Here is a 16,841-nt window from a genome sequence, read left to right as displayed (position 1 = left end):
GATATCAATATTCACGTCGCCCGTTATTTAGCATTTAACCCAGCTGCAGCAATACCTTGCAGCAAGTTTTCCGATCGTTGGCGAAAATCTCCATCGCCTCTTTTACCTGCTCCAGCGGCATGCAGTGGGTGATTAACGCCTCAGGCTGGATAAGGCCTTTCTCCATCCAGTCGATAACCAGCGGAAAACGCCCGCTGTTTAGCCGGGAGGAGAAAATGGAGATCTCTTTGCTGGTGATGCTTTGCTGGGTCAGGGTGGACGGCTCGCCGGAGAAGCCGAGTATGCCGATGCGTGCGGCGGGAGAGGCGAGGTGAATGGCCTCCTGAAGGATCGCCGGATGGCAGGCGGCATCGATGATCAGCGTGGGGGCTATCTGCCGCTGCGCCAGCTGTTCCGCCAGCGGCTGGTGAGTGTTATCCAGCGTCAAATCGGCGCCGTTGTCCCGCGCCATCTGCAGACGTTCGGCAATGCGGTCCACTACGATCACCTGCTTAACGCCATACACCCCCTTCAGCGCCTGGATCACCGTCAGACCCATCGGACCTGCGCCGTAGATCAGGGCGATATCCTGCACCGTGGGCTGCAGCTGGGCGGTAATGTTTGCCGCAATGGTAAAAGGCTCAACCATCGTCGCCTGACGATCGCTGATGGCCTCCGGAATGCGCCAGGCGTTTTTCGCCGGCACGCAGGCGTAGTCGCTGAATCCGCCGTCGCGGTGAACCCCGATGACCTGGAGCCGCGCACAGACATTCGGCCGCCCCACCGAGCAGGGATAACAATGGCCGCAGCTGACGACAGGGTCGACCGCGACGCGCTCGCCGATGCGTGCCGAAGAGACCTGCTCGCCGACGGCATCAATGATGCCGAAGAATTCATGGCCGATAACGCGGGGATATTTCGCGAAGGGGTTATGGCCTTGATAGATATGCACATCGGACCCGCAGATCCCGGCAAAGGCGATTTTCACCCGGACTTCGTGGGCGCCCGGAGCGGGAACCGGACGGGATTCGATGTTCAGTTGGCCTGGCTCTTTGACAACGACGCTTCTCATTTCTGTTCCTTCCCTTGTCTGTTTTCTGAACAAATAGCGTTATTTTTATTACCATACAAGTATGCAATTGATCATAACTAGCTCTGGATCACATTTGGCGAAGGTCGTAAGAAAAAGCCCGGGAATGATTAATCTATTGAAATAAATTGAGAAAAATTATGAATGCCGCGAAAGCGACCTTACCGACGAGCCGGTCAGCAGGAATGTGATCGTCATCACGACAGTTAAGGCTCAATCAATTATGATTACTGGTATGGTAGTAGGGTGAAATTAAACTATGTTGAGCAGGTGATGACGATGCAGATGACAATGCGCTGGTTTGGACCAGAGGAAGATAAGGTTTCATTAGAGCATATACGCCAGGTGCCCGGCGTGGAGGGAGTGGTCGGCGCGCTCTATGACGTCGCGGTCGGCGAGGTATGGCCGGAGGATAAAATTGAGCGTCTGGTCAGCCAGGCCCATGCCGCAGGCCTGAAAATGGAGGTGATAGAGAGCGTCAACATCCATGACGACATCAAAATCGGCCTCCCTTCCCGTGACCGCTATATTGCCAACTATCAGCAGACCATTCGCCACCTTGCCCGCTTCGGCGTCAAAGTCATCTGCTATAACTTCATGCCGGTGTTTGACTGGATGAAGACGGATATGAACTACGTCCTGCCGGATGGCTCGTTAACGATGGCTTTTGAGAAGAAAGATATCGATAAGCGGCTGGAAGACGTGGTGAAGGAGGTCCTGGAGAATTCAAACGGCTTCGCGTTGCCGGGCTGGGAGCCGGAACGGCTGGCGGAAGTGCAGACCCTGTTTGCCAAATATAGCGCGGTGGATGACCACAAGCTGCGGGAGAACCTGGTCTATTTTCTGCAGGCGGTGATCCCGGTTTGCGAAGAGGTGGGCGTGAAAATGGCGATCCATCCTGACGATCCGCCGTACTCGATATTTGGCCTGCCGCGGGTGGTCAAAAACCGCGACGATCTGGACTGGATCTGCCGGGCTGTCGATTCACCCGCCAACGGCATTACCCTCTGCACCGGCTCGATTGCCGAAGATCCGGATAACGACGTATACGCTATTCTGGCTGAGTTTACCCGCCGCAAGCGGATCCATTTTGCCCACGTCCGCAATATTAAACTGATGCAGGATAAAGACTTTTACGAGTGCGCCCATCCGTCAGAATACGGCTCCCTGGATATGTACAAGGTGATGCAAGCGTTGCACGATAACGGCTTCGACGGCTATATACGCCCGGATCATGGCCGCTTTATCTGGGGAGAGACCGGACGCCCGGGCTATGGTTTATACGATCGCGCACTCGGGGTGACCTACCTCAAAGGTCTCTGGGAGGCGCTAAGCAAGCGCTAGCCTCCTCCTGACCATGCCTCTTTTTAGCGGCTGGTTCGCCTTGGCGGCCAGCCGTCATATCGGCTCCTTCCCGCATTTTTTGCACAACTTACAGCGCATTGCTCAGAATTGAGTATTATTGTGCGGAGTTGTCGTGAAGGAATCCCCTATGAAGCAAATTCGTATGCTGGCGCAGTATTATGTCGACCTGATGATGAAGCTGGGTCTGGTCCGCTTTTCAATGCTGTTGGCTCTTGCGCTGGTGGTGCTGGCCATCGTGGTACAGATGGCGGTCACCATGGTGCTGCATGGCCAGGTTGAAAGCATCGACGTTATCCGCTCTATCTTCTTCGGTCTGCTCATCACCCCGTGGGCGGTCTACTTTCTCTCGGTGGTGGTGGAGCAACTCGAAGAGTCCCGCCAGCGTCTTTCGCGGCTGGTGGAGAAGCTGGAGGAGATGCGCGAGCGCGATCTGAAGCTGAATGTGCAGCTGAAAGACAATATCGCGCAGTTGAATCAGGAGATTGGCGAACGTGAAAAGGCGGAAGCCGAGCGTGAGACCACCCTTGAGCAGCTGAAGATCGAGATGAAAGAGCGTGAAGAGACGCAGATCCAGCTCGAACAGCAATCCTCCTTTCTGCGCTCTTTCCTCGACGCCTCCCCGGACCTGGTCTTTTACCGCAATGAGGATAAAGAGTTTTCCGGCTGTAACCGGGCGATGGAACTGCTGACCGGCAAAAGCGAGAAACAGCTGATCCACCTCAAACCACAGGACGTCTATAGCGAAGAAGCAGCGGAAAAGGTGCTGGAAACCGATGAGAAGGTGTTCCGCCACAATGTATCGCTGACCTATGAGCAGTGGCTGGACTATCCCGATGGCCGTAAAGCGTGCTTCGAAATCCGCAAGGTCCCGTACTACGATCGCGTCGGCAAGCGTCGCGGCCTGATGGGCTTCGGGCGCGATATCACCGAACGAAAACGCTATCAGGACGCCCTCGAACGCGCCAGCCGGGATAAAACCACCTTCATCTCCACCATCAGCCATGAGCTGCGTACCCCGCTGAACGGGATCGTCGGGCTGAGCCGAATTTTGCTGGATACCGAACTGACCAGCGAGCAGGAAAAATACCTGAAAACCATCCATGTCTCGGCGGTGACGCTGGGGAATATCTTCAATGATATTATCGACATGGATAAAATGGAGCGCCGTAAGGTACAGCTCGATAACCAGCCGGTGGACTTCACCAGCTTCCTTGCCGACCTTGAAAACCTTTCCGGTCTGCAGGCGCAGCAGAAGGGACTGCGCTTTGTGCTGGAGCCGAGCCTGCCGCTGCCGCACAAGGTGATCACCGACGGCACCCGCCTGCGGCAGATCCTGTGGAATCTTATCAGCAACGCCGTGAAATTTACCCCACAGGGCGGTGGGGTGAACGTCCGCGTGCGCTATGACGAAGGCGATATCCTGCACTTCGAAGTGGAAGACTCCGGGATTGGTATTCCTGAAGCGGAACAGGACAAAATATTCGCCATGTATTACCAGGTCAAAGATAGTCACGGCGGCAAACCAGCCACCGGCACCGGGATTGGCCTCGCCGTATCGCGCCGCCTGGCGCGCAATATGGGCGGCGATATCAGCGTCACCAGCCAGCCGGGTAAAGGGGCGACCTTTACGCTCACCGTCCATGCGCCTGCCATTGCGGAAGAAGTGGAAGATACCCTGGCGGAAGACGACATGCCATTACCGGCGCTCAACGTGCTGCTGGTAGAAGATATTGAGCTCAACGTCATCGTGGCGCGCTCGGTGCTGGAAAAGCTGGGTAACAGCGTGGATGTCGCGATGACCGGTAAAGCCGCGCTGGAGATGTTTGAGCCTGGCGAGTACGACCTGGTGCTGCTGGATATCCAGCTGCCGGATATGACGGGTCTGGATATCTCTCGTCAGCTAAAACAGAATTTTGCCGCGGATGAGCTGCCGCCGCTGGTAGCCCTGACCGCCAACGTGCTGAAGAATAAGAAAGAGTATCTTGATGCCGGCATGGACGATGTGCTGAGCAAGCCGCTATCGGTGCCGGCGCTGACGGCCATGATCAAAAAATTCTGGGATGCGCCGGAAGAGGAGGCGCAGGAAGCGCCGGCGGCCGATCTGCATAAAGCTGACGCGGTGCTGGATACCGATATGCTGGAGCAATACATCGAACTGGTGGGACCGAAGCTTATCAACGATGGTCTCGCGGTGTTTGAGAAGATGATGCCGGGCTATATGTCCGTCCTTGAGTCTAATCTCACCGCCCGCGATCAAAAAGGGATCGTCGAAGAGGGGCATAAGATCAAAGGGGCTGCGGGTTCTATTGGCCTGCGCCACATCCAGCAGCTGGGTCAGCAGATCCAGACGCCGGACCTGCCTGCCTGGTCTGATAATGTCGCTGAATGGGTTGAAGAGATGAAATCCGAGTGGCAAAACGACGTGGCGATTCTGAAGGCATGGGTGGCGAAGACCGGGAAAAAATGACCCCGGACAGACCGGGGTGCGCGAATACTGCGCCAACACCAGGGAACTGGTGGTTGAGCCAGTGTGATTTGAGTGATGTTGTTACGTGGCGCAACCTGAGAAGTGGATTGCTCGCTCATTAAGATAGCAAAGCTTAACTAATTTGTTACATGAATCAGTAAAATATGTGAAGCATAGCGAGTAAATCGACATTTTTGACTGGTTTCAGCGAGTTGCATGGAGGAGCGAAGGCGATGAAAAAAATTGGTGTGGTACTGAGCGGCTGCGGCGTGTACGACGGCAGTGAAATTCATGAGGCAGTGATTACCCTGCTGGCGATCGCGCGCAACGGCGCGCAGGCGGTCTGCTTTGCGCCCGATAAACCGCAGCGCGACGTCATCAACCATCTGACGGGTGAACCGTTGACGGAGCAGCGCAACGTGCTGGTGGAAGCGGCGCGCATCGCCCGCGGCGACATCCTGCCGCTGGCGCAAGCGCGTGAGGAGACGCTGGACGCGCTGATCGTCCCCGGCGGCTTCGGCGCGGCGAAAAACTTAAGCAGCTTCGCTGCCGAGGGCAGCAAATGCGAGGTGGACCACGATCTGCAGGCCCTGGCGCTGGCGATGCATCAGGCCGGCAAGCCGCTGGGCTTTATGTGCATCGCTCCGGCGCTGCTGCCGAAGATCTTTGCGTTTCCGCTGCGGATGACTATCGGGACCGATCTCGACACCGCCGATGTGGTGGAGGAGATGGGGGCGGAGCATGTGCCTTGCCCGGTCGACGACATCGTGGTGGATGAAGAGAATAAAGTGGTCACCACCCCGGCGTATATGCTGGCGGAGAATATTGTGCAAGCCGCCACTGGGATCGAAAAACTGGTCGCCCGCGTGCTGGCGCTGAGCGCATGAAGCTCCGCATTGCGCCCTTCGCGCTGCTCAAACGACTGGCGCTGCGTCTGCTGCTGATCGCCGCCGTCTTCTGGGGCGGGGGTATCGCGCTGTTTAGCGTGCTGCCGGTGCCCTTTTCGGCAGTCATGCTTGAGCGGCAGATAAGCGCCTGGCTGTCCGGCGATGTCCACTATCTGGCGCACTCCGACTGGGTCGCCATGGATAAGATCTCCCCGTGGATGGGGCTGGCGGTGATTGCCGCCGAAGATCAGAAGTTCCCGGAACACTGGGGGTTTGACGTCTCGGCAATCGAAAAGGCGCTGGCGCACAATGAGCGTCACGATACCCGCATCCGCGGCGCGTCAACGCTGTCGCAGCAGACGGCGAAAAACCTGTTTTTGTGGGATGGTCGTAGCTGGCTGCGCAAGGGGCTGGAGGCCGGATTGACCGTCGGCATGGAAACCGTGTGGAGTAAAAAGCGGATCCTGACCGTCTACCTGAATATTGCCGAGTTTGGCGAGGGGATTTTTGGTGTGGAAGCGGCCGCCCAGCGCTATTTTCATAAGCCCGCCAGCCAGTTGACGCCGGGGGAAGCGGCTCTGCTGGCCGCGGTGCTGCCAAACCCGATCCGCTATCGCGCCGACGCGCCTTCGGGCTATGTGCGCAACCGCCAGGCCTGGATCTTACGCCAGATGCGACAGCTGGGTGGGGAAGGGTTCATGCGTGAGCATAAGCTCTATTAGCGGGTAAATCCGGCGCCGGGGCTGGTACCGTCGCCAGTCTCCGTCGCCGGGAAGCGTCACCTTTAGTCTTCGTCAAACCCGGCATTAAACAGGGCAATCACCGCGGCGAGGGCTTCCACTTCCTGCGGACCGCTGGCCTCCACCTCTATCTGCCGTCCTTTCGCCGAGTCCAGCATCAGCAGGGCAATGACGCTGTTGGCTTCCGCCTCCGTGCCTTCATCGTTGCGCAGCAACACCTCGGCATCGAAATTCTGCATCAGTTCGAACAGCTTCATCGCCGGGCGGGCGTGCATGCCCAGCTTATTGGTGATTTCAACGGTCTGCTTTACGGTCATGATTTACGTTTTTCCAGCGTCCGATGACGAGACTGCACGTTTTTGCCGCGCGAGCGGAAGTAGTCAGCCAGTTGTTCAGCAATATAAACCGAACGATGTTTACCGCCGGTACAGCCAATGGCCACCGTCAGATAGCTGCGATTGTTGGTCTCCAGCATCGGTAACCATAGCTCAAGATAGCTCCGGGTCTGGTAAATAAAGTTGTGCACTTCGGTGTGCCGATCGAGGAAGGCGGCCACCGGCTTATCCAGACCGGTCATGGGACGCAGCTTCGGATCCCAGTGCGGGTTTGGCAGAAAGCGCACGTCAAAGACGTAATCGGCATCGATCGGGATACCGTGCTTAAAGCCGAAGGATTCGAAGACCATGGTCAGTTCGCGTTCTCGTTTACCCAGCAGCCGGGTGCGCAACATTTCCGCCAGCTCGTGAACCGACATCTCCGAGGTATCGACAATCAGATCGGCCCGCGAGCGCAGGGGCTCCAGCAGATCGCTCTCTTCATCGATGGCGCTTTCCAGCGACAAATTCTTGCTCGACAGCGGATGCAGGCGACGGGTGTCGCTGTATCGACGGATCAGCGTGTTGCGATCGGCATCGAGAAATAGCAGCTGCGGCGAAAAGCACTCCGGCAGGTTTTTCATCGCCTGCTCGAAGATCTCCGGTGATTCCGGCATGTTCCGCACGTCGATGCTGACGGCCGCCGAAATATTGCGGTCAGCCAGCGACCGTGCCAGATCGGGCAGCAGCACGACCGGCAGGTTATCCACGCAGTAAAAGCCCATATCTTCCAGCGCTCGCAGAGCGACGGATTTACCCGAGCCCGAGCGGCCGCTGACGATCATCAGTACCATGTACCGTTTCTCCTCAGTACGATAAAGGATAAGGTGCGACTGCCGTTATGCGTCATCGCTGCTTCCTGCTTCGGTGATGATCTCATACAACTCTTCATCGCTCTGCGCCGCGCGCAGGCGACGACAAATCGCTTTGTCGGCCAGCCGTTTGGCCACCAGGGAGAGCGTATGCAGGTGGGTTTTTGTCTGATCGGCCGGCACCAGCAGCGCGAACAGCAGGTCGACAGGCTGATTGTCGATCGCGTCGAAGGCGATGGGGGTTTCCAGCTGGACAAAAACGCCGACAGCACGCAGCGTATCCTCTTCCAGTTTTCCGTGGGGAATGGCGATACCATTGCCAATCCCGGTACTGCCCATTTTTTCGCGGGTGAGGATCGCTTCGAACACCACCTGCGGCGGCAAACTTAACTGTTTGGCGGCCAGTTCGCTAATGATTTCCAGAGCACGCTTCTTGCTCTGGCAGTGAACCTGGCTACGGGTACATTCCTGGTTCAGGACGTTGCTCAGTTGTAGAGCCGAATCGTTGTTCATCATAATTTCACCTGAGCGCCCCCGCGCCCGTCGCCGGTGTTACCTGGCGGCTGACGCAGGGGGGCCCGGACAATTAGTGTTGTTTTAGTTTATCTTTATGCTTCGTTAACTGCCTTGCCAGCTTGTCGATAAGACCATCGACAGCTGCATACATATCCTGCCCTTCCGCACTGGCATGGATTTCGCCACCGTTGACATGCAGATTCGCGTCCGCAATTTGCGTCACTTTCTCTACTTTTAACACAATATAGACCTGATTGATCCGGTCGAAAAATTGTTCCAGCTTGCTGAACTTCGCCGTGACGAAGTCGCGCATCGCGGGAGTGATCTCGACGTTGTGTCCTGTAATGTTGAGCTGCATAGTGTCTTCCTTATCGGTTGTGTCAGACCAGTTGTTTACGCTGGTTTGACGGCGGGATGGATAAAGACTCTCTGTACTTCGCGACAGTGCGGCGCGCGACCATGATACCCTGCTCGGACAGCATGGAGGTGAGCTTACTGTCGCTCAACGGCTTCGCGGGGTTTTCCGCAGCGATGAGTTTCTTCACCAGCGCGCGAATCGCCGTCGACGAGGCTTCGCCGCCGCCTTCGGTATTAACATGGCTGGAGAAGAAATACTTCAGTTCAAAAATACCGCGCGGACTGTGCAGATATTTTTGCGTGGTGACACGGGAAATCGTCGATTCATGCATCTCGACGGCCTGGGCGATATCGGCCAGCACCATCGGCTTCATATACTCTTCACCCTGTTCGAAAAAAGCCTGCTGCTGTTCTACGATGCAGCGGCTGACGCGAAGCAGGGTGTCGTTGCGGCTTTCAAGACTTTTGATCAGCCAGCGTGCTTCCTGAAGATTGCTGCGAATGAACTGGCCGTCGGCGTCATTGCGGGCGCTGTTGCCCATTGCCGCATACTGCTGATTAATTTTCAGCCGTGGAATGCTGTCGGCGTTGAGCTCCACGGTCCAGCGGCCGCTGACCTTGCGCACCAGCACGTCGGGAATGACATATTCCGGTTCGCTGGTTTGAATGGACTGGCCAGGACGGGGATCCAGGGACTGGATCAGATTTACCGCCTCTTTCAGCACCTCTTCTTTCAGGCGGGTCACCCGCATCAGGGTGCGGAAATCATGGTTGGCCAGAAGATCGAGATGATCGCTGATAATCAGCCGGGCCTCTTCCAGCCATGGCGTCTCTTTGGCGAACTGCGAGAGCTGGATCAGCAGACAGTCGCGCAGATCTTTCGCCGCGACGCCAACCGGATCAAAACGCTGGATGCGCTTCAGGACGGCTTCCACTTCTTCGAGGCCGATCTCCTCATCGCCGATGCTGTCGACGATATCTTCAATCTGAACGGTGAGGTAGCCCGTATCGTCGACGGCGTCGACAATGGAGGTGGCGATGGCGCGGTCGGTATCGGTGAAGGGCGTCAGCTCGACCTGCCACATCAGGTAATCCTGCAGCGTCTGGGTGGTCTCGCCTTGATAAACGGGGAGTTCGTCGTCCTGGTAATCCACGCCGTTGCCTGACGGCGTACCGGCGGTATAGATTTCATCCCAGCTGGCATCGAGAGGAAGCTCGTCGGGCATCTCTTTTTGCTCAAGTGCGTCGACGGTATCGAGAGACTCGCGGTCCTCCACCTCTTTCGCCTCTACCTCGTCGTGAAGATCGGTTTGCTCAAGCAACGGGTTACTTTCCAGCGCTTGCTGGAGCTCTTGCTGGAGTTCTAACGTGGACAACTGCAGCAAACGAATCGCCTGCTGCAGCTGCGGCGTCATGGCAAGCTGTTGGCTAAGCCTTAATTGCAAACCTTGCTTCATGTTCAGGGTAAATATCTCCGGCTAAAACGTCTGTAACCTCTACCCTATCAGAGTCTGAAGTCTTCCCCAAGATACACGCGCTTAACCTGCTCATCTTCGAGGATCTGCTGCGGTGTACCATGAGCGATAAGGTGTCCCTGACTGACAATATACGCGCGTTCGCAGACCGCGAGAGTCTCTCTGACGTTATGGTCGGTAATCAGTACGCCGAGGCCGCTGTCGCGCAAATGCTCAATGATGCGTTTGATGTCGATAACCGAGATCGGATCCACGCCGGCAAAGGGTTCATCCAGAAGAATAAATTTCGGGTTGGCCGCCAGCGCGCGGGCGATTTCGACGCGGCGGCGTTCACCACCGGAGAGCGCCTGACCGAGGCTTTCGCGCAGGTGCTCAATATGAAACTCTTCCATCAGCTCTTTGGCGCGATCTTCCCGCTGCTCGCTGCTCAAATCGTCACGGATCTGCAGGACCGCCATCAGGTTGTCATAAACGCTCAGGCGACGGAAAATCGAGGCTTCCTGCGGCAGATAGCCGATCCCCCGGCGCGCGCGCGCGTGCAGCGGCAGCAGGCTGATGTCTTCGTCATCAATGATAATATTGCCCGCGTCGCGCGGCACAATCCCGACCACCATGTAGAAGGTGGTGGTTTTACCGGCGCCGTTGGGGCCAAGCAAGCCGACAATCTCCCCCGAGTTAACGGTGAGACTGACATCTTCCACCACGCGGCGGCCTTTATACGCTTTAGCGAGATTCTTCGCAGTTAAGGTTGCCATACGGATTAGTTACTCTTCTTTTGCTGGTTGCCGCTTTTGTCCTGCAGCTCGGACGGCACCAGAACGGTGGTGACGCGTCGACCTTTGTCGCTGAAGGCCTGCATTTTTTGCTCTTTCACCAGATAGGTGATCTTGTCGCCCTTGATGTTGCTGTCGAGCTGTTCAAGGTACGCGTTGCCGGTCAGCACGACGTAATCGTTCTGCAGCTCATAGCGCATTTTCGACGCCCGGCCTTTTACCGGTTTGCCGTTATCCTGCATCTGGTAGAAGGTGGCCGGGTTACCGAAACCTTCGATCACCTCTTTGCCTTTTTCATTGCCCGGACGGGTGACCACCACTTTATCAGCGTTAATTTTGATCGTCCCCTGAGTCACGACCACGTTACCGGTGAAGGTGACGACATTGCCCTGCATATCCAGCGACTGCTGATCGGATTCGATATGGATCGGCTGATCGGTATCGCCCGTCTTGGCGAGGGCCGGCAGGCTGGCGGCCAGTAACGCGCCGGCGAGCGCAATCTTAAGGCTGAGTTTGTTTGTTCTGAATTTCATAAGAGGTTCTCACCTTTTCAATCAGCTCGGCATTTTTGCTGCGAAGGTTTCCACGCATTTTCAGGCCGCTGGAATTAAATGTGGTGCCGTATAACGTCACCATGTCATCAGAGGTAACGTCCTGCGTTACCAGATTTATCTGGGCGTTATCCGTCGTAATTTTGCGCAGTTGAGAGTCAGGCGCGAGCGCATTCACCTCAACGTGCCCGTAAAGATAGAGCATCCGGTCATTTGTTAGCTTCGCTTTATCTGCTCTGACTGACCAGGTCGGCACCTTATTGGTATCAAAGGTGGTCATCACCGGTTTGGTAAACCAGGAGACCTCCTGATCGGAAAAATACTCCACGTGCTCGGCAATCAGCCGATAGCTCAGGGCGCCTTCCGGACTGTACACCACGGTGTCAGTGTGTTCGCTTTTATACGTCGGGTCGTTGGGATTGACCTCCTGCTGGGCCGTGTCGTCCGTATTCGCCAAATTCAGGCCGATGAGGATCAGCGCGAGCAGCGACAGTAAAATGATAACCCAACGTCTGGTTTTACTCATATTGATTGCCCTTTGGCCTCATCCAGCTTGCCCTGCGCCAATAGTAACAAATCGCAGACTTCGCGTACCGCGCCGCGTCCGCCATTAATCCGGGTGATGTAATCGGCGCGCGGCAGCAGCAGCGGATGCGCATCCGCGACGGCGACGCTAAGCCCCACTTCGGCCATCACCGGCCAGTCAATCAGATCGTCGCCGATGTAGGCGACTTCCTCTGGCCGCACGCCCAGTTTGTCAGTGAGATCGCGGAACGCCAGCAGCTTGTCCGACTGCCCCTGATACAAATGCGTGATGCCCAGCGTCTGACAGCGATCTTCTACCAGTTTAGCTTTTCGTCCGGTAATAATCGCCACTTCAATGCCAGAGGTCAGCGCGCAGCGGATACCATAGCCATCGCGGACGTTGAACGCTTTCAGCTCCTCGCCGTGATTACCCATATAGATAAGCCCGTCGGATAATACACCGTCGACATCGAGGATCAGTAAACGGATCTTAGCCGCGCGATCGAGAAACGTCTGGCTTACCGGCCCATAGCAGGTCGCTAACGGAGCATCAGCATTATTCATTATTTTTTCCTTACTTACACTACGCCCGCGCGCAGGAGATCGTGCATATGTACCACACCCAGCAGATGGTCGCCATCGGCAACCAGCACGCAGGTGATATGACGGGATTGCATCAGGTTTAGCGCATCCACCGCCAGGGTGCCGGGACGGATACGGATCCCTCCCCGGGTCATGACGTCGGCAATGCTGGCATCGCGCATATCAATGCCGGTGTCGAAGACCCGCCGCAGGTCACCGTCGGTAAAGATACCGATGATGTTCATGTCGTCATCGCAGATAGCGGTCATACCTAAATTTTTACGGGTGATTTCCAGCAGCGCATCGCGCAGGGTGGCCTGCAGGCCGACGTGCGGGATCTCATCACCGGTATGCATAATATCATTGACGCGCAGCAACAGCTTACGACCGAGTGCGCCGCCCGGATGCGAGAGAGCGAAATCCTCAGCGGTAAAGCCGCGGGCTTCCAGCAGGGCGACGGCGAGGGCATCGCCCATCACCAGCGCGGCGGTGGTGCTGGAGGTGGGCGCCAGCCCTAACGGACAGGCCTCCTTCGGCACTTTCACGCACAGATGGATATCCGCCGCGCGCGCCATGCTGCTTTCAGGCCGGCTGGTGATGCAGATAAGCTTCACCTGCTGGCGTTTCAGGACCGGGATCAGCGCGAGGATTTCGTTCGATTCGCCGGAGTTCGACAACGCAATCACCACGTCCTGCGGCGTAACCATGCCCAAATCGCCGTGCGCGGCTTCGCCTGGGTGGACAAAAAATGCCGACGTGCCGGTACTGGCGAAGGTTGCCGCCATTTTGCGGCCGATATGGCCGGATTTGCCCATCCCCATCACTACGACCTTCCCGCCGCAGCGGAAAATCGTTTCGCAGGCGCGGGTGAAATCGTCATTTATATACTGATCGAGCTGGGCCAGACCTTCACGTTCAATTTCCAGCACCTGACGGCCTGCCTGTTGAAAGTCAAAATCCGTGGGCAAATCTATTTGCGACATGATGTTATCCCGAGTCATTCAACGAAGAGCGGCGCTGTCCAGAACAGCATCGCCAACCAAACCACAAAACCGCCGACCAGCAGCGCGCCAACCAGTCGTCCCGGCTGCTGCTGGCGGCGCCAGCACAGCACGGCGAAGATCAGGCTGACCAGCAACATCACGCCATAGTCGCGGGTAAAGGCTTCCGCCGCAAAGGCTCCCGGCGCGATCAGCGCCGGCAAACCCAGCACCAGCGCAATATTGAGGATATTTGCGCCGATGATATTGCCGATGGCAATGTCATCTTCCCCTTTGCGCGCCCCGGCGATGGCGGTGGCCAGCTCCGGCAGGCTGGTGCCTATCGCCACTACCGTCAGGCCGACGGTCAGTTCACTGATGGCAAAATAGTTTGCCAGCACCGTACTGTTATCTACCACCATGCGGGTGGCCATCGGCATGACGATCATCGCCACCCCTAACCACAGCAGAGCGACCGGCAGCGACCCTTCACGGGGCAGTTCGGCCAGCTGTTCGCGGGTCAGGCTATCGCTTCCCTGGCGTTCCGCCAGACGGGCGATTTTGATGGTGAACAGCAGCCATAGCAGCGCCAGCGCCAGTAAAAACAGGCCGTCGAGACGGGACAGTTGACCATCATAGAGCACCAGCCCTGCCAGTACGCTGACCAGCAACATTAGCGGTAATTCGCGGCGCAGAATATCAGAATGCACGGTAAATGGCCTGAGTAAGGCAGCCAGACCGAGGATCAGGAGAATATTAGTAATGTTGGAGCCGAGCGCGGTGCCCACCGCCAGATCGGTCTGTCCATGCAGCGAGGCCGCGGTGGAAACCATGATCTCTGGCAGGCAAGTGCCAATACTCACCACCGTCATACCGATGATCAGCGGCGGGATCCCCAACATGCGACAGAGGATGGAGGCGGCATAGACCAGACGATCGGCGCTGTAGACAACCAGCAATAAACCAATAATTAACAGAGCCGTCGCTAAGAGCATCTAAAGTCCTTTCTTCAGGTATAATCGTCGCCTCGCTGGGTTATCCCTACGCAGCGTAACGAATTCTTAATTTTGACTTTATGCGTGCCAAAAGTAAAACAAATGCCAGCTTTCGCTAACCTGTGCAGGTAAGATTCTGTAAAAATGTTGTGATTGTGGCGTAAGAAAGGGCGATGCTTGCCCATCAGGTGCTTAGTAAGGATGATTTTATGAGCCAAACTCAGGCGAATTTAGTTGAAGTGCGCGGTATCCGCTTTTCTCGCGGCGATCGCGTGATCTTCGACGACATCTCGCTGTCGGTGCCGCGCGGTAAAATTACTGCGATTATGGGACCTTCGGGGATCGGCAAGACTACCCTGTTACGCCTGATCGGCGGACAGATCCCGCCGGACAGGGGAGAGATCCTGTTCGATGGCGAGAACGTGCCGCAGATGACCCGTTCGCGTCTGTACACGGTGCGTAAGCGGATGAGCATGCTGTTCCAGTCCGGGGCGCTGTTCACCGACCTCAATGTCTTTGACAACGTCGCCTACCCGCTGCGCGAACATACGCATCTGCCGCCTGCGCTGCTGCATACGACGGTGATGATGAAGCTGGAGGCGGTAGGGCTGCGCGGTGCGGCGAAGTTAATGCCCTCTGAGCTTTCCGGCGGCATGGCGCGCCGCGCCGCCCTGGCGAGGGCCATTGCCCTGGAGCCGGATCTCATTATGTTCGACGAACCGTTCGTCGGGCAGGATCCCATCACCATGGGCGTGCTGGTGAAGCTGATTTCTGAACTCAACAGCACGCTGGGTGTCACCTGCATCGTGGTTTCGCACGATGTGCCTGAGGTGCTGAGCATTGCGGACTATGCGTATATCGTGGCGGATAAAAAGATTGTCGCCCACGGCAGCGCCCAGTCGCTACGTGAGAATGCTGACCCTCGGGTTCGTCAGTTCATTGATGGTATTGCCGACGGCCCGGTGCCGTTCCGTTATCCGGCTGGCGACTATCACCATGATTTATTAGGCATAGGGAGTTGAGCGACTGATGCTGTTTAATGCGCTGGCCGCGCTAGGCCATCGCGGTATTAAAACCACCGCGACCTTTGGACGCGCCGGATTAATGCTGTTCAACGCCGTTGTCGGCAAGCCAGAGTTTCGCAAGCACGCGCCGCTGCTGGTTCGTCAGCTCTACAACGTCGGCGTTCTGTCGATGCTGATTATCATTGTATCGGGCCTGTTTATCGGTATGGTGCTCGGGCTGCAGGGGTATCTGGTCTTAACCACCTACAGCGCAGAGACCAGTCTTGGCATGCTGGTGGCGCTGTCGCTGCTGCGCGAGCTGGGGCCGGTGGTCGCCGCGCTGCTGTTTGCCGGTCGCGCCGGGTCGGCGCTGACCGCCGAGATTGGCCTGATGCGGGCCACGGAACAGCTCTCCAGTATGGAGATGATGGCGGTGGATCCGCTGCGCCGCGTCATTTCTCCCCGTTTCTGGGCCGGCGTCATTTCGCTGCCGCTGCTGACGATTATCTTCGTTGCGGTGGGGATCTGGGGTGGAGCGCTGGTGGGCGTGAGCTGGAAAGGCATTGATGGTGGTTTTTTCTGGACCGCGATGCAAAATGCCGTCGACTGGCGAATGGATCTGGTGAACTGCCTGATTAAGAGCCTGGTATTCGCCATTACGGTAACCTGGATTGCGTTATTCAATGGTTATGACGCTATCCCCACTTCCGCCGGGATTAGCCGGGCGACTACGCGCACCGTGGTGCATGCGTCGCTGGCGGTTCTGGGGCTGGATTTTGTGCTGACTGCGCTGATGTTTGGGAATTGAGTTCATGCAAACGAAAAAAAATGAAATCTGGGTAGGGGTGTTCTTACTGGTGGCGCTGCTGGCGGCGCTGTTTGTCTGCCTGAAGGCGGCGAACGTCACCTCGCTACGTACCGAGCCGACTTACCGTCTTTACGCGACCTTCGATAATATCGGCGGCCTGAAAGCACGCTCGCCGGTGCGCATCGGCGGTGTGGTTGTTGGCCGCGTGGCGGACATCACCCTCGACCCGAAAACCTATCTGCCGCGCGTGGAGCTCGATATCGATGAGCGCTACAACCATATCCCGGATACCAGTTCGCTGGCGATCCGCACCTCTGGCCTGCTGGGCGAGCAGTATCTGGCGCTGAACGTCGGTTTTGAAGACCCGGACCTCGGGACGACTATTCTTAAAGACGGCGGTACTATCCAGGACACCAAGTCCGCTATGGTGCTGGAAGATCTGATTGGTCAGTTCCTTTATAACAGTAAGGGCGGCGACAATCAGAATTCTGGCAATGATAAGGCCGAGGCAGAAGGTCATACTGACGCGACGCCGGCAGCCGGCACGACGCATTAATTTCA

19 protein-coding genes are annotated in these 16,841 nt (G+C 56.8%); 7 read left to right on the top strand and 12 right to left on the bottom strand.

Annotated elements, in window-relative coordinates; all coding sequences use genetic code 11:
* Positions 1–34 precede the first annotated feature (34 nt).
* Positions 35–1,051 carry a Zn-dependent oxidoreductase gene (locus CE636_RS12430; RefSeq protein ID WP_017899923.1) on the bottom strand — a complete coding sequence of 339 codons (1,017 nt, stop codon included), beginning with the start codon at positions 1,049–1,051 and terminating at the stop codon, positions 35–37.
* Positions 1,052–1,348: 297 nt separating this feature from the next.
* On the opposite strand from CE636_RS12430, the gene uxuA reads away from it, so the two are divergent.
* The 4 genes from uxuA (at position 1,349) to mtgA (ending at position 6,510) form a co-directional block, all read left to right on the top strand.
* Entirely contained in the window at positions 1,349–2,413 is a 1,065-nt protein-coding gene (gene uxuA / locus CE636_RS12425) for a mannonate dehydratase (protein WP_025999212.1), read from the top strand.
* A 148-nt stretch (positions 2,414–2,561) separates the two neighbouring features.
* The gene (arcB, locus tag CE636_RS12420; protein WP_017899921.1) at positions 2,562–4,901 is read left to right on the top strand and encodes an aerobic respiration two-component sensor histidine kinase ArcB; all 2,340 of its coding nucleotides are present in this window, start codon (positions 2,562–2,564) and stop codon (positions 4,899–4,901) included.
* A 233-nt stretch (positions 4,902–5,134) separates the two neighbouring features.
* On the top strand, positions 5,135–5,788 hold the full coding sequence (gene elbB, locus CE636_RS12415; protein WP_017899920.1) for an isoprenoid biosynthesis glyoxalase ElbB: 654 nt from the start codon (positions 5,135–5,137) through the stop codon (positions 5,786–5,788).
* Entirely contained in the window at positions 5,785–6,510 is a 726-nt protein-coding gene (gene mtgA, locus CE636_RS12410; RefSeq protein WP_017899919.1) for a monofunctional biosynthetic peptidoglycan transglycosylase, read from the top strand. Before elbB ends, mtgA begins: the two co-directional genes overlap by 4 nt.
* Before the next feature lie 62 nt (positions 6,511–6,572).
* Here the strand turns inward: mtgA and npr are convergent, their stop codons facing one another.
* The 11 genes from npr to CE636_RS12355 form a co-directional block, all read right to left on the bottom strand.
* The gene (gene npr, locus CE636_RS12405; protein ID WP_002918431.1) at positions 6,573–6,845 is read right to left on the bottom strand and encodes a PTS phosphocarrier protein NPr; all 273 of its coding nucleotides are present in this window, start codon (positions 6,843–6,845) and stop codon (positions 6,573–6,575) included.
* A complete protein-coding gene (gene rapZ / locus CE636_RS12400; RefSeq protein ID WP_004206208.1) occupies positions 6,842–7,696 on the bottom strand; it encodes an RNase adapter RapZ in 855 nt (284 codons plus the stop codon). The genes npr and rapZ overlap by 4 nt, the downstream gene beginning before the upstream one ends.
* Before the next feature lie 45 nt (positions 7,697–7,741).
* On the bottom strand, positions 7,742–8,230 hold the full coding sequence (ptsN, locus tag CE636_RS12395) for a PTS IIA-like nitrogen regulatory protein PtsN (protein WP_004144926.1): 489 nt from the start codon (positions 8,228–8,230) through the stop codon (positions 7,742–7,744).
* Positions 8,231–8,300: 70 nt separating this feature from the next.
* Complete coding sequence (hpf, locus tag CE636_RS12390) at positions 8,301–8,588, bottom strand: ribosome hibernation promoting factor (protein WP_004206206.1); 288 nt, start codon at positions 8,586–8,588, stop codon at positions 8,301–8,303.
* A 22-nt stretch (positions 8,589–8,610) separates the two neighbouring features.
* Positions 8,611–10,044: an RNA polymerase factor sigma-54 gene (gene rpoN, locus CE636_RS12385; RefSeq protein WP_004206204.1), complete on the bottom strand. Its 1,434-nt coding sequence runs from the start codon at positions 10,042–10,044 to the stop codon at positions 8,611–8,613.
* Positions 10,045–10,091: 47 nt separating this feature from the next.
* Positions 10,092–10,817: an LPS export ABC transporter ATP-binding protein gene (gene lptB / locus CE636_RS12380; RefSeq protein ID WP_017899918.1), complete on the bottom strand. Its 726-nt coding sequence runs from the start codon at positions 10,815–10,817 to the stop codon at positions 10,092–10,094.
* 5 nt (positions 10,818–10,822) lie between these two features.
* Positions 10,823–11,368, bottom strand: a complete 546-nt coding sequence (lptA, locus tag CE636_RS12375) for a lipopolysaccharide ABC transporter substrate-binding protein LptA (RefSeq protein ID WP_002918415.1) — start codon at positions 11,366–11,368, stop codon at positions 10,823–10,825.
* Positions 11,337–11,912, bottom strand: coding sequence for an LPS export ABC transporter periplasmic protein LptC (gene lptC, locus CE636_RS12370; RefSeq protein WP_004206202.1), 576 nt, complete (start codon positions 11,910–11,912; stop codon positions 11,337–11,339). Before lptC ends, lptA begins: the two co-directional genes overlap by 32 nt.
* Complete coding sequence (gene kdsC / locus CE636_RS12365) at positions 11,909–12,475, bottom strand: 3-deoxy-manno-octulosonate-8-phosphatase KdsC (protein WP_017899917.1); 567 nt, start codon at positions 12,473–12,475, stop codon at positions 11,909–11,911. Before kdsC ends, lptC begins: the two co-directional genes overlap by 4 nt.
* A 14-nt stretch (positions 12,476–12,489) precedes the next feature.
* On the bottom strand, positions 12,490–13,494 hold the full coding sequence (kdsD, locus tag CE636_RS12360; protein WP_369707407.1) for an arabinose-5-phosphate isomerase KdsD: 1,005 nt from the start codon (positions 13,492–13,494) through the stop codon (positions 12,490–12,492).
* Complete coding sequence (locus tag CE636_RS12355) at positions 13,491–14,468, bottom strand: calcium/sodium antiporter (RefSeq protein ID WP_004206198.1); 978 nt, start codon at positions 14,466–14,468, stop codon at positions 13,491–13,493. The genes kdsD and CE636_RS12355 overlap by 4 nt, the downstream gene beginning before the upstream one ends.
* Before the next feature lie 209 nt (positions 14,469–14,677).
* Between CE636_RS12355 and mlaF the strand changes: the two genes are divergently transcribed.
* The 3 genes from mlaF to mlaD are packed head-to-tail and all read left to right on the top strand — an operon-like array spanning position 14,678 to position 16,836.
* Complete coding sequence (gene mlaF, locus CE636_RS12350) at positions 14,678–15,490, top strand: phospholipid ABC transporter ATP-binding protein MlaF (RefSeq protein WP_004206196.1); 813 nt, start codon at positions 14,678–14,680, stop codon at positions 15,488–15,490.
* Positions 15,491–15,497: 7 nt separating this feature from the next.
* Entirely contained in the window at positions 15,498–16,280 is a 783-nt protein-coding gene (mlaE, locus tag CE636_RS12345; protein ID WP_004150949.1) for a lipid asymmetry maintenance ABC transporter permease subunit MlaE, read from the top strand.
* Positions 16,281–16,284: 4 nt separating this feature from the next.
* On the top strand, positions 16,285–16,836 hold the full coding sequence (gene mlaD / locus CE636_RS12340) for an outer membrane lipid asymmetry maintenance protein MlaD (RefSeq protein WP_004206195.1): 552 nt from the start codon (positions 16,285–16,287) through the stop codon (positions 16,834–16,836).
* The last annotated feature ends 5 nt before the right edge of the window (positions 16,837–16,841 follow it).

Source organism: Klebsiella sp. LY, from assembly GCF_004010915.1.
Lineage (GTDB): Bacteria > Pseudomonadota > Gammaproteobacteria > Enterobacterales > Enterobacteriaceae > Klebsiella > Klebsiella quasipneumoniae.
Note: the sequence above shows the minus strand (reverse complement) of the source record. Positions and strands in the feature narration are given on the sequence as shown.

Excerpts from the sequence above, each read along its gene's own strand:
- CE636_RS12430 (WP_017899923.1), bottom strand. The coding sequence starts at position 1,051 with ATGAGAAGCGTCGTTGTCAAAGAGCCAGGCCAACTGAACATCGAATCC.
- uxuA (WP_025999212.1), top strand. The coding sequence starts at position 1,349 with ATGCAGATGACAATGCGCTGGTTTGGACCAGAGGAAGATAAGGTTTCA.
- arcB (WP_017899921.1), top strand. The coding sequence starts at position 2,562 with ATGAAGCAAATTCGTATGCTGGCGCAGTATTATGTCGACCTGATGATG.
- elbB (WP_017899920.1), top strand. The coding sequence starts at position 5,135 with ATGAAAAAAATTGGTGTGGTACTGAGCGGCTGCGGCGTGTACGACGGC.
- mtgA (WP_017899919.1), top strand. The coding sequence starts at position 5,785 with ATGAAGCTCCGCATTGCGCCCTTCGCGCTGCTCAAACGACTGGCGCTG.
- npr (WP_002918431.1), bottom strand. The coding sequence starts at position 6,845 with ATGACCGTAAAGCAGACCGTTGAAATCACCAATAAGCTGGGCATGCAC.
- rapZ (WP_004206208.1), bottom strand. The coding sequence starts at position 7,696 with ATGGTACTGATGATCGTCAGCGGCCGCTCGGGCTCGGGTAAATCCGTC.
- ptsN (WP_004144926.1), bottom strand. The coding sequence starts at position 8,230 with ATGATGAACAACGATTCGGCTCTACAACTGAGCAACGTCCTGAACCAG.
- hpf (WP_004206206.1), bottom strand. The coding sequence starts at position 8,588 with ATGCAGCTCAACATTACAGGACACAACGTCGAGATCACTCCCGCGATG.
- rpoN (WP_004206204.1), bottom strand. The coding sequence starts at position 10,044 with ATGAAGCAAGGTTTGCAATTAAGGCTTAGCCAACAGCTTGCCATGACG.
- lptB (WP_017899918.1), bottom strand. The coding sequence starts at position 10,817 with ATGGCAACCTTAACTGCGAAGAATCTCGCTAAAGCGTATAAAGGCCGC.
- lptA (WP_002918415.1), bottom strand. The coding sequence starts at position 11,368 with ATGAAATTCAGAACAAACAAACTCAGCCTTAAGATTGCGCTCGCCGGC.
- lptC (WP_004206202.1), bottom strand. The coding sequence starts at position 11,912 with ATGAGTAAAACCAGACGTTGGGTTATCATTTTACTGTCGCTGCTCGCG.
- kdsC (WP_017899917.1), bottom strand. The coding sequence starts at position 12,475 with ATGAATAATGCTGATGCTCCGTTAGCGACCTGCTATGGGCCGGTAAGC.
- kdsD (WP_369707407.1), bottom strand. The coding sequence starts at position 13,494 with ATGACTCGGGATAACATCATGTCGCAAATAGATTTGCCCACGGATTTT.
- CE636_RS12355 (WP_004206198.1), bottom strand. The coding sequence starts at position 14,468 with ATGCTCTTAGCGACGGCTCTGTTAATTATTGGTTTATTGCTGGTTGTC.
- mlaF (WP_004206196.1), top strand. The coding sequence starts at position 14,678 with ATGAGCCAAACTCAGGCGAATTTAGTTGAAGTGCGCGGTATCCGCTTT.
- mlaE (WP_004150949.1), top strand. The coding sequence starts at position 15,498 with ATGCTGTTTAATGCGCTGGCCGCGCTAGGCCATCGCGGTATTAAAACC.
- mlaD (WP_004206195.1), top strand. The coding sequence starts at position 16,285 with ATGCAAACGAAAAAAAATGAAATCTGGGTAGGGGTGTTCTTACTGGTG.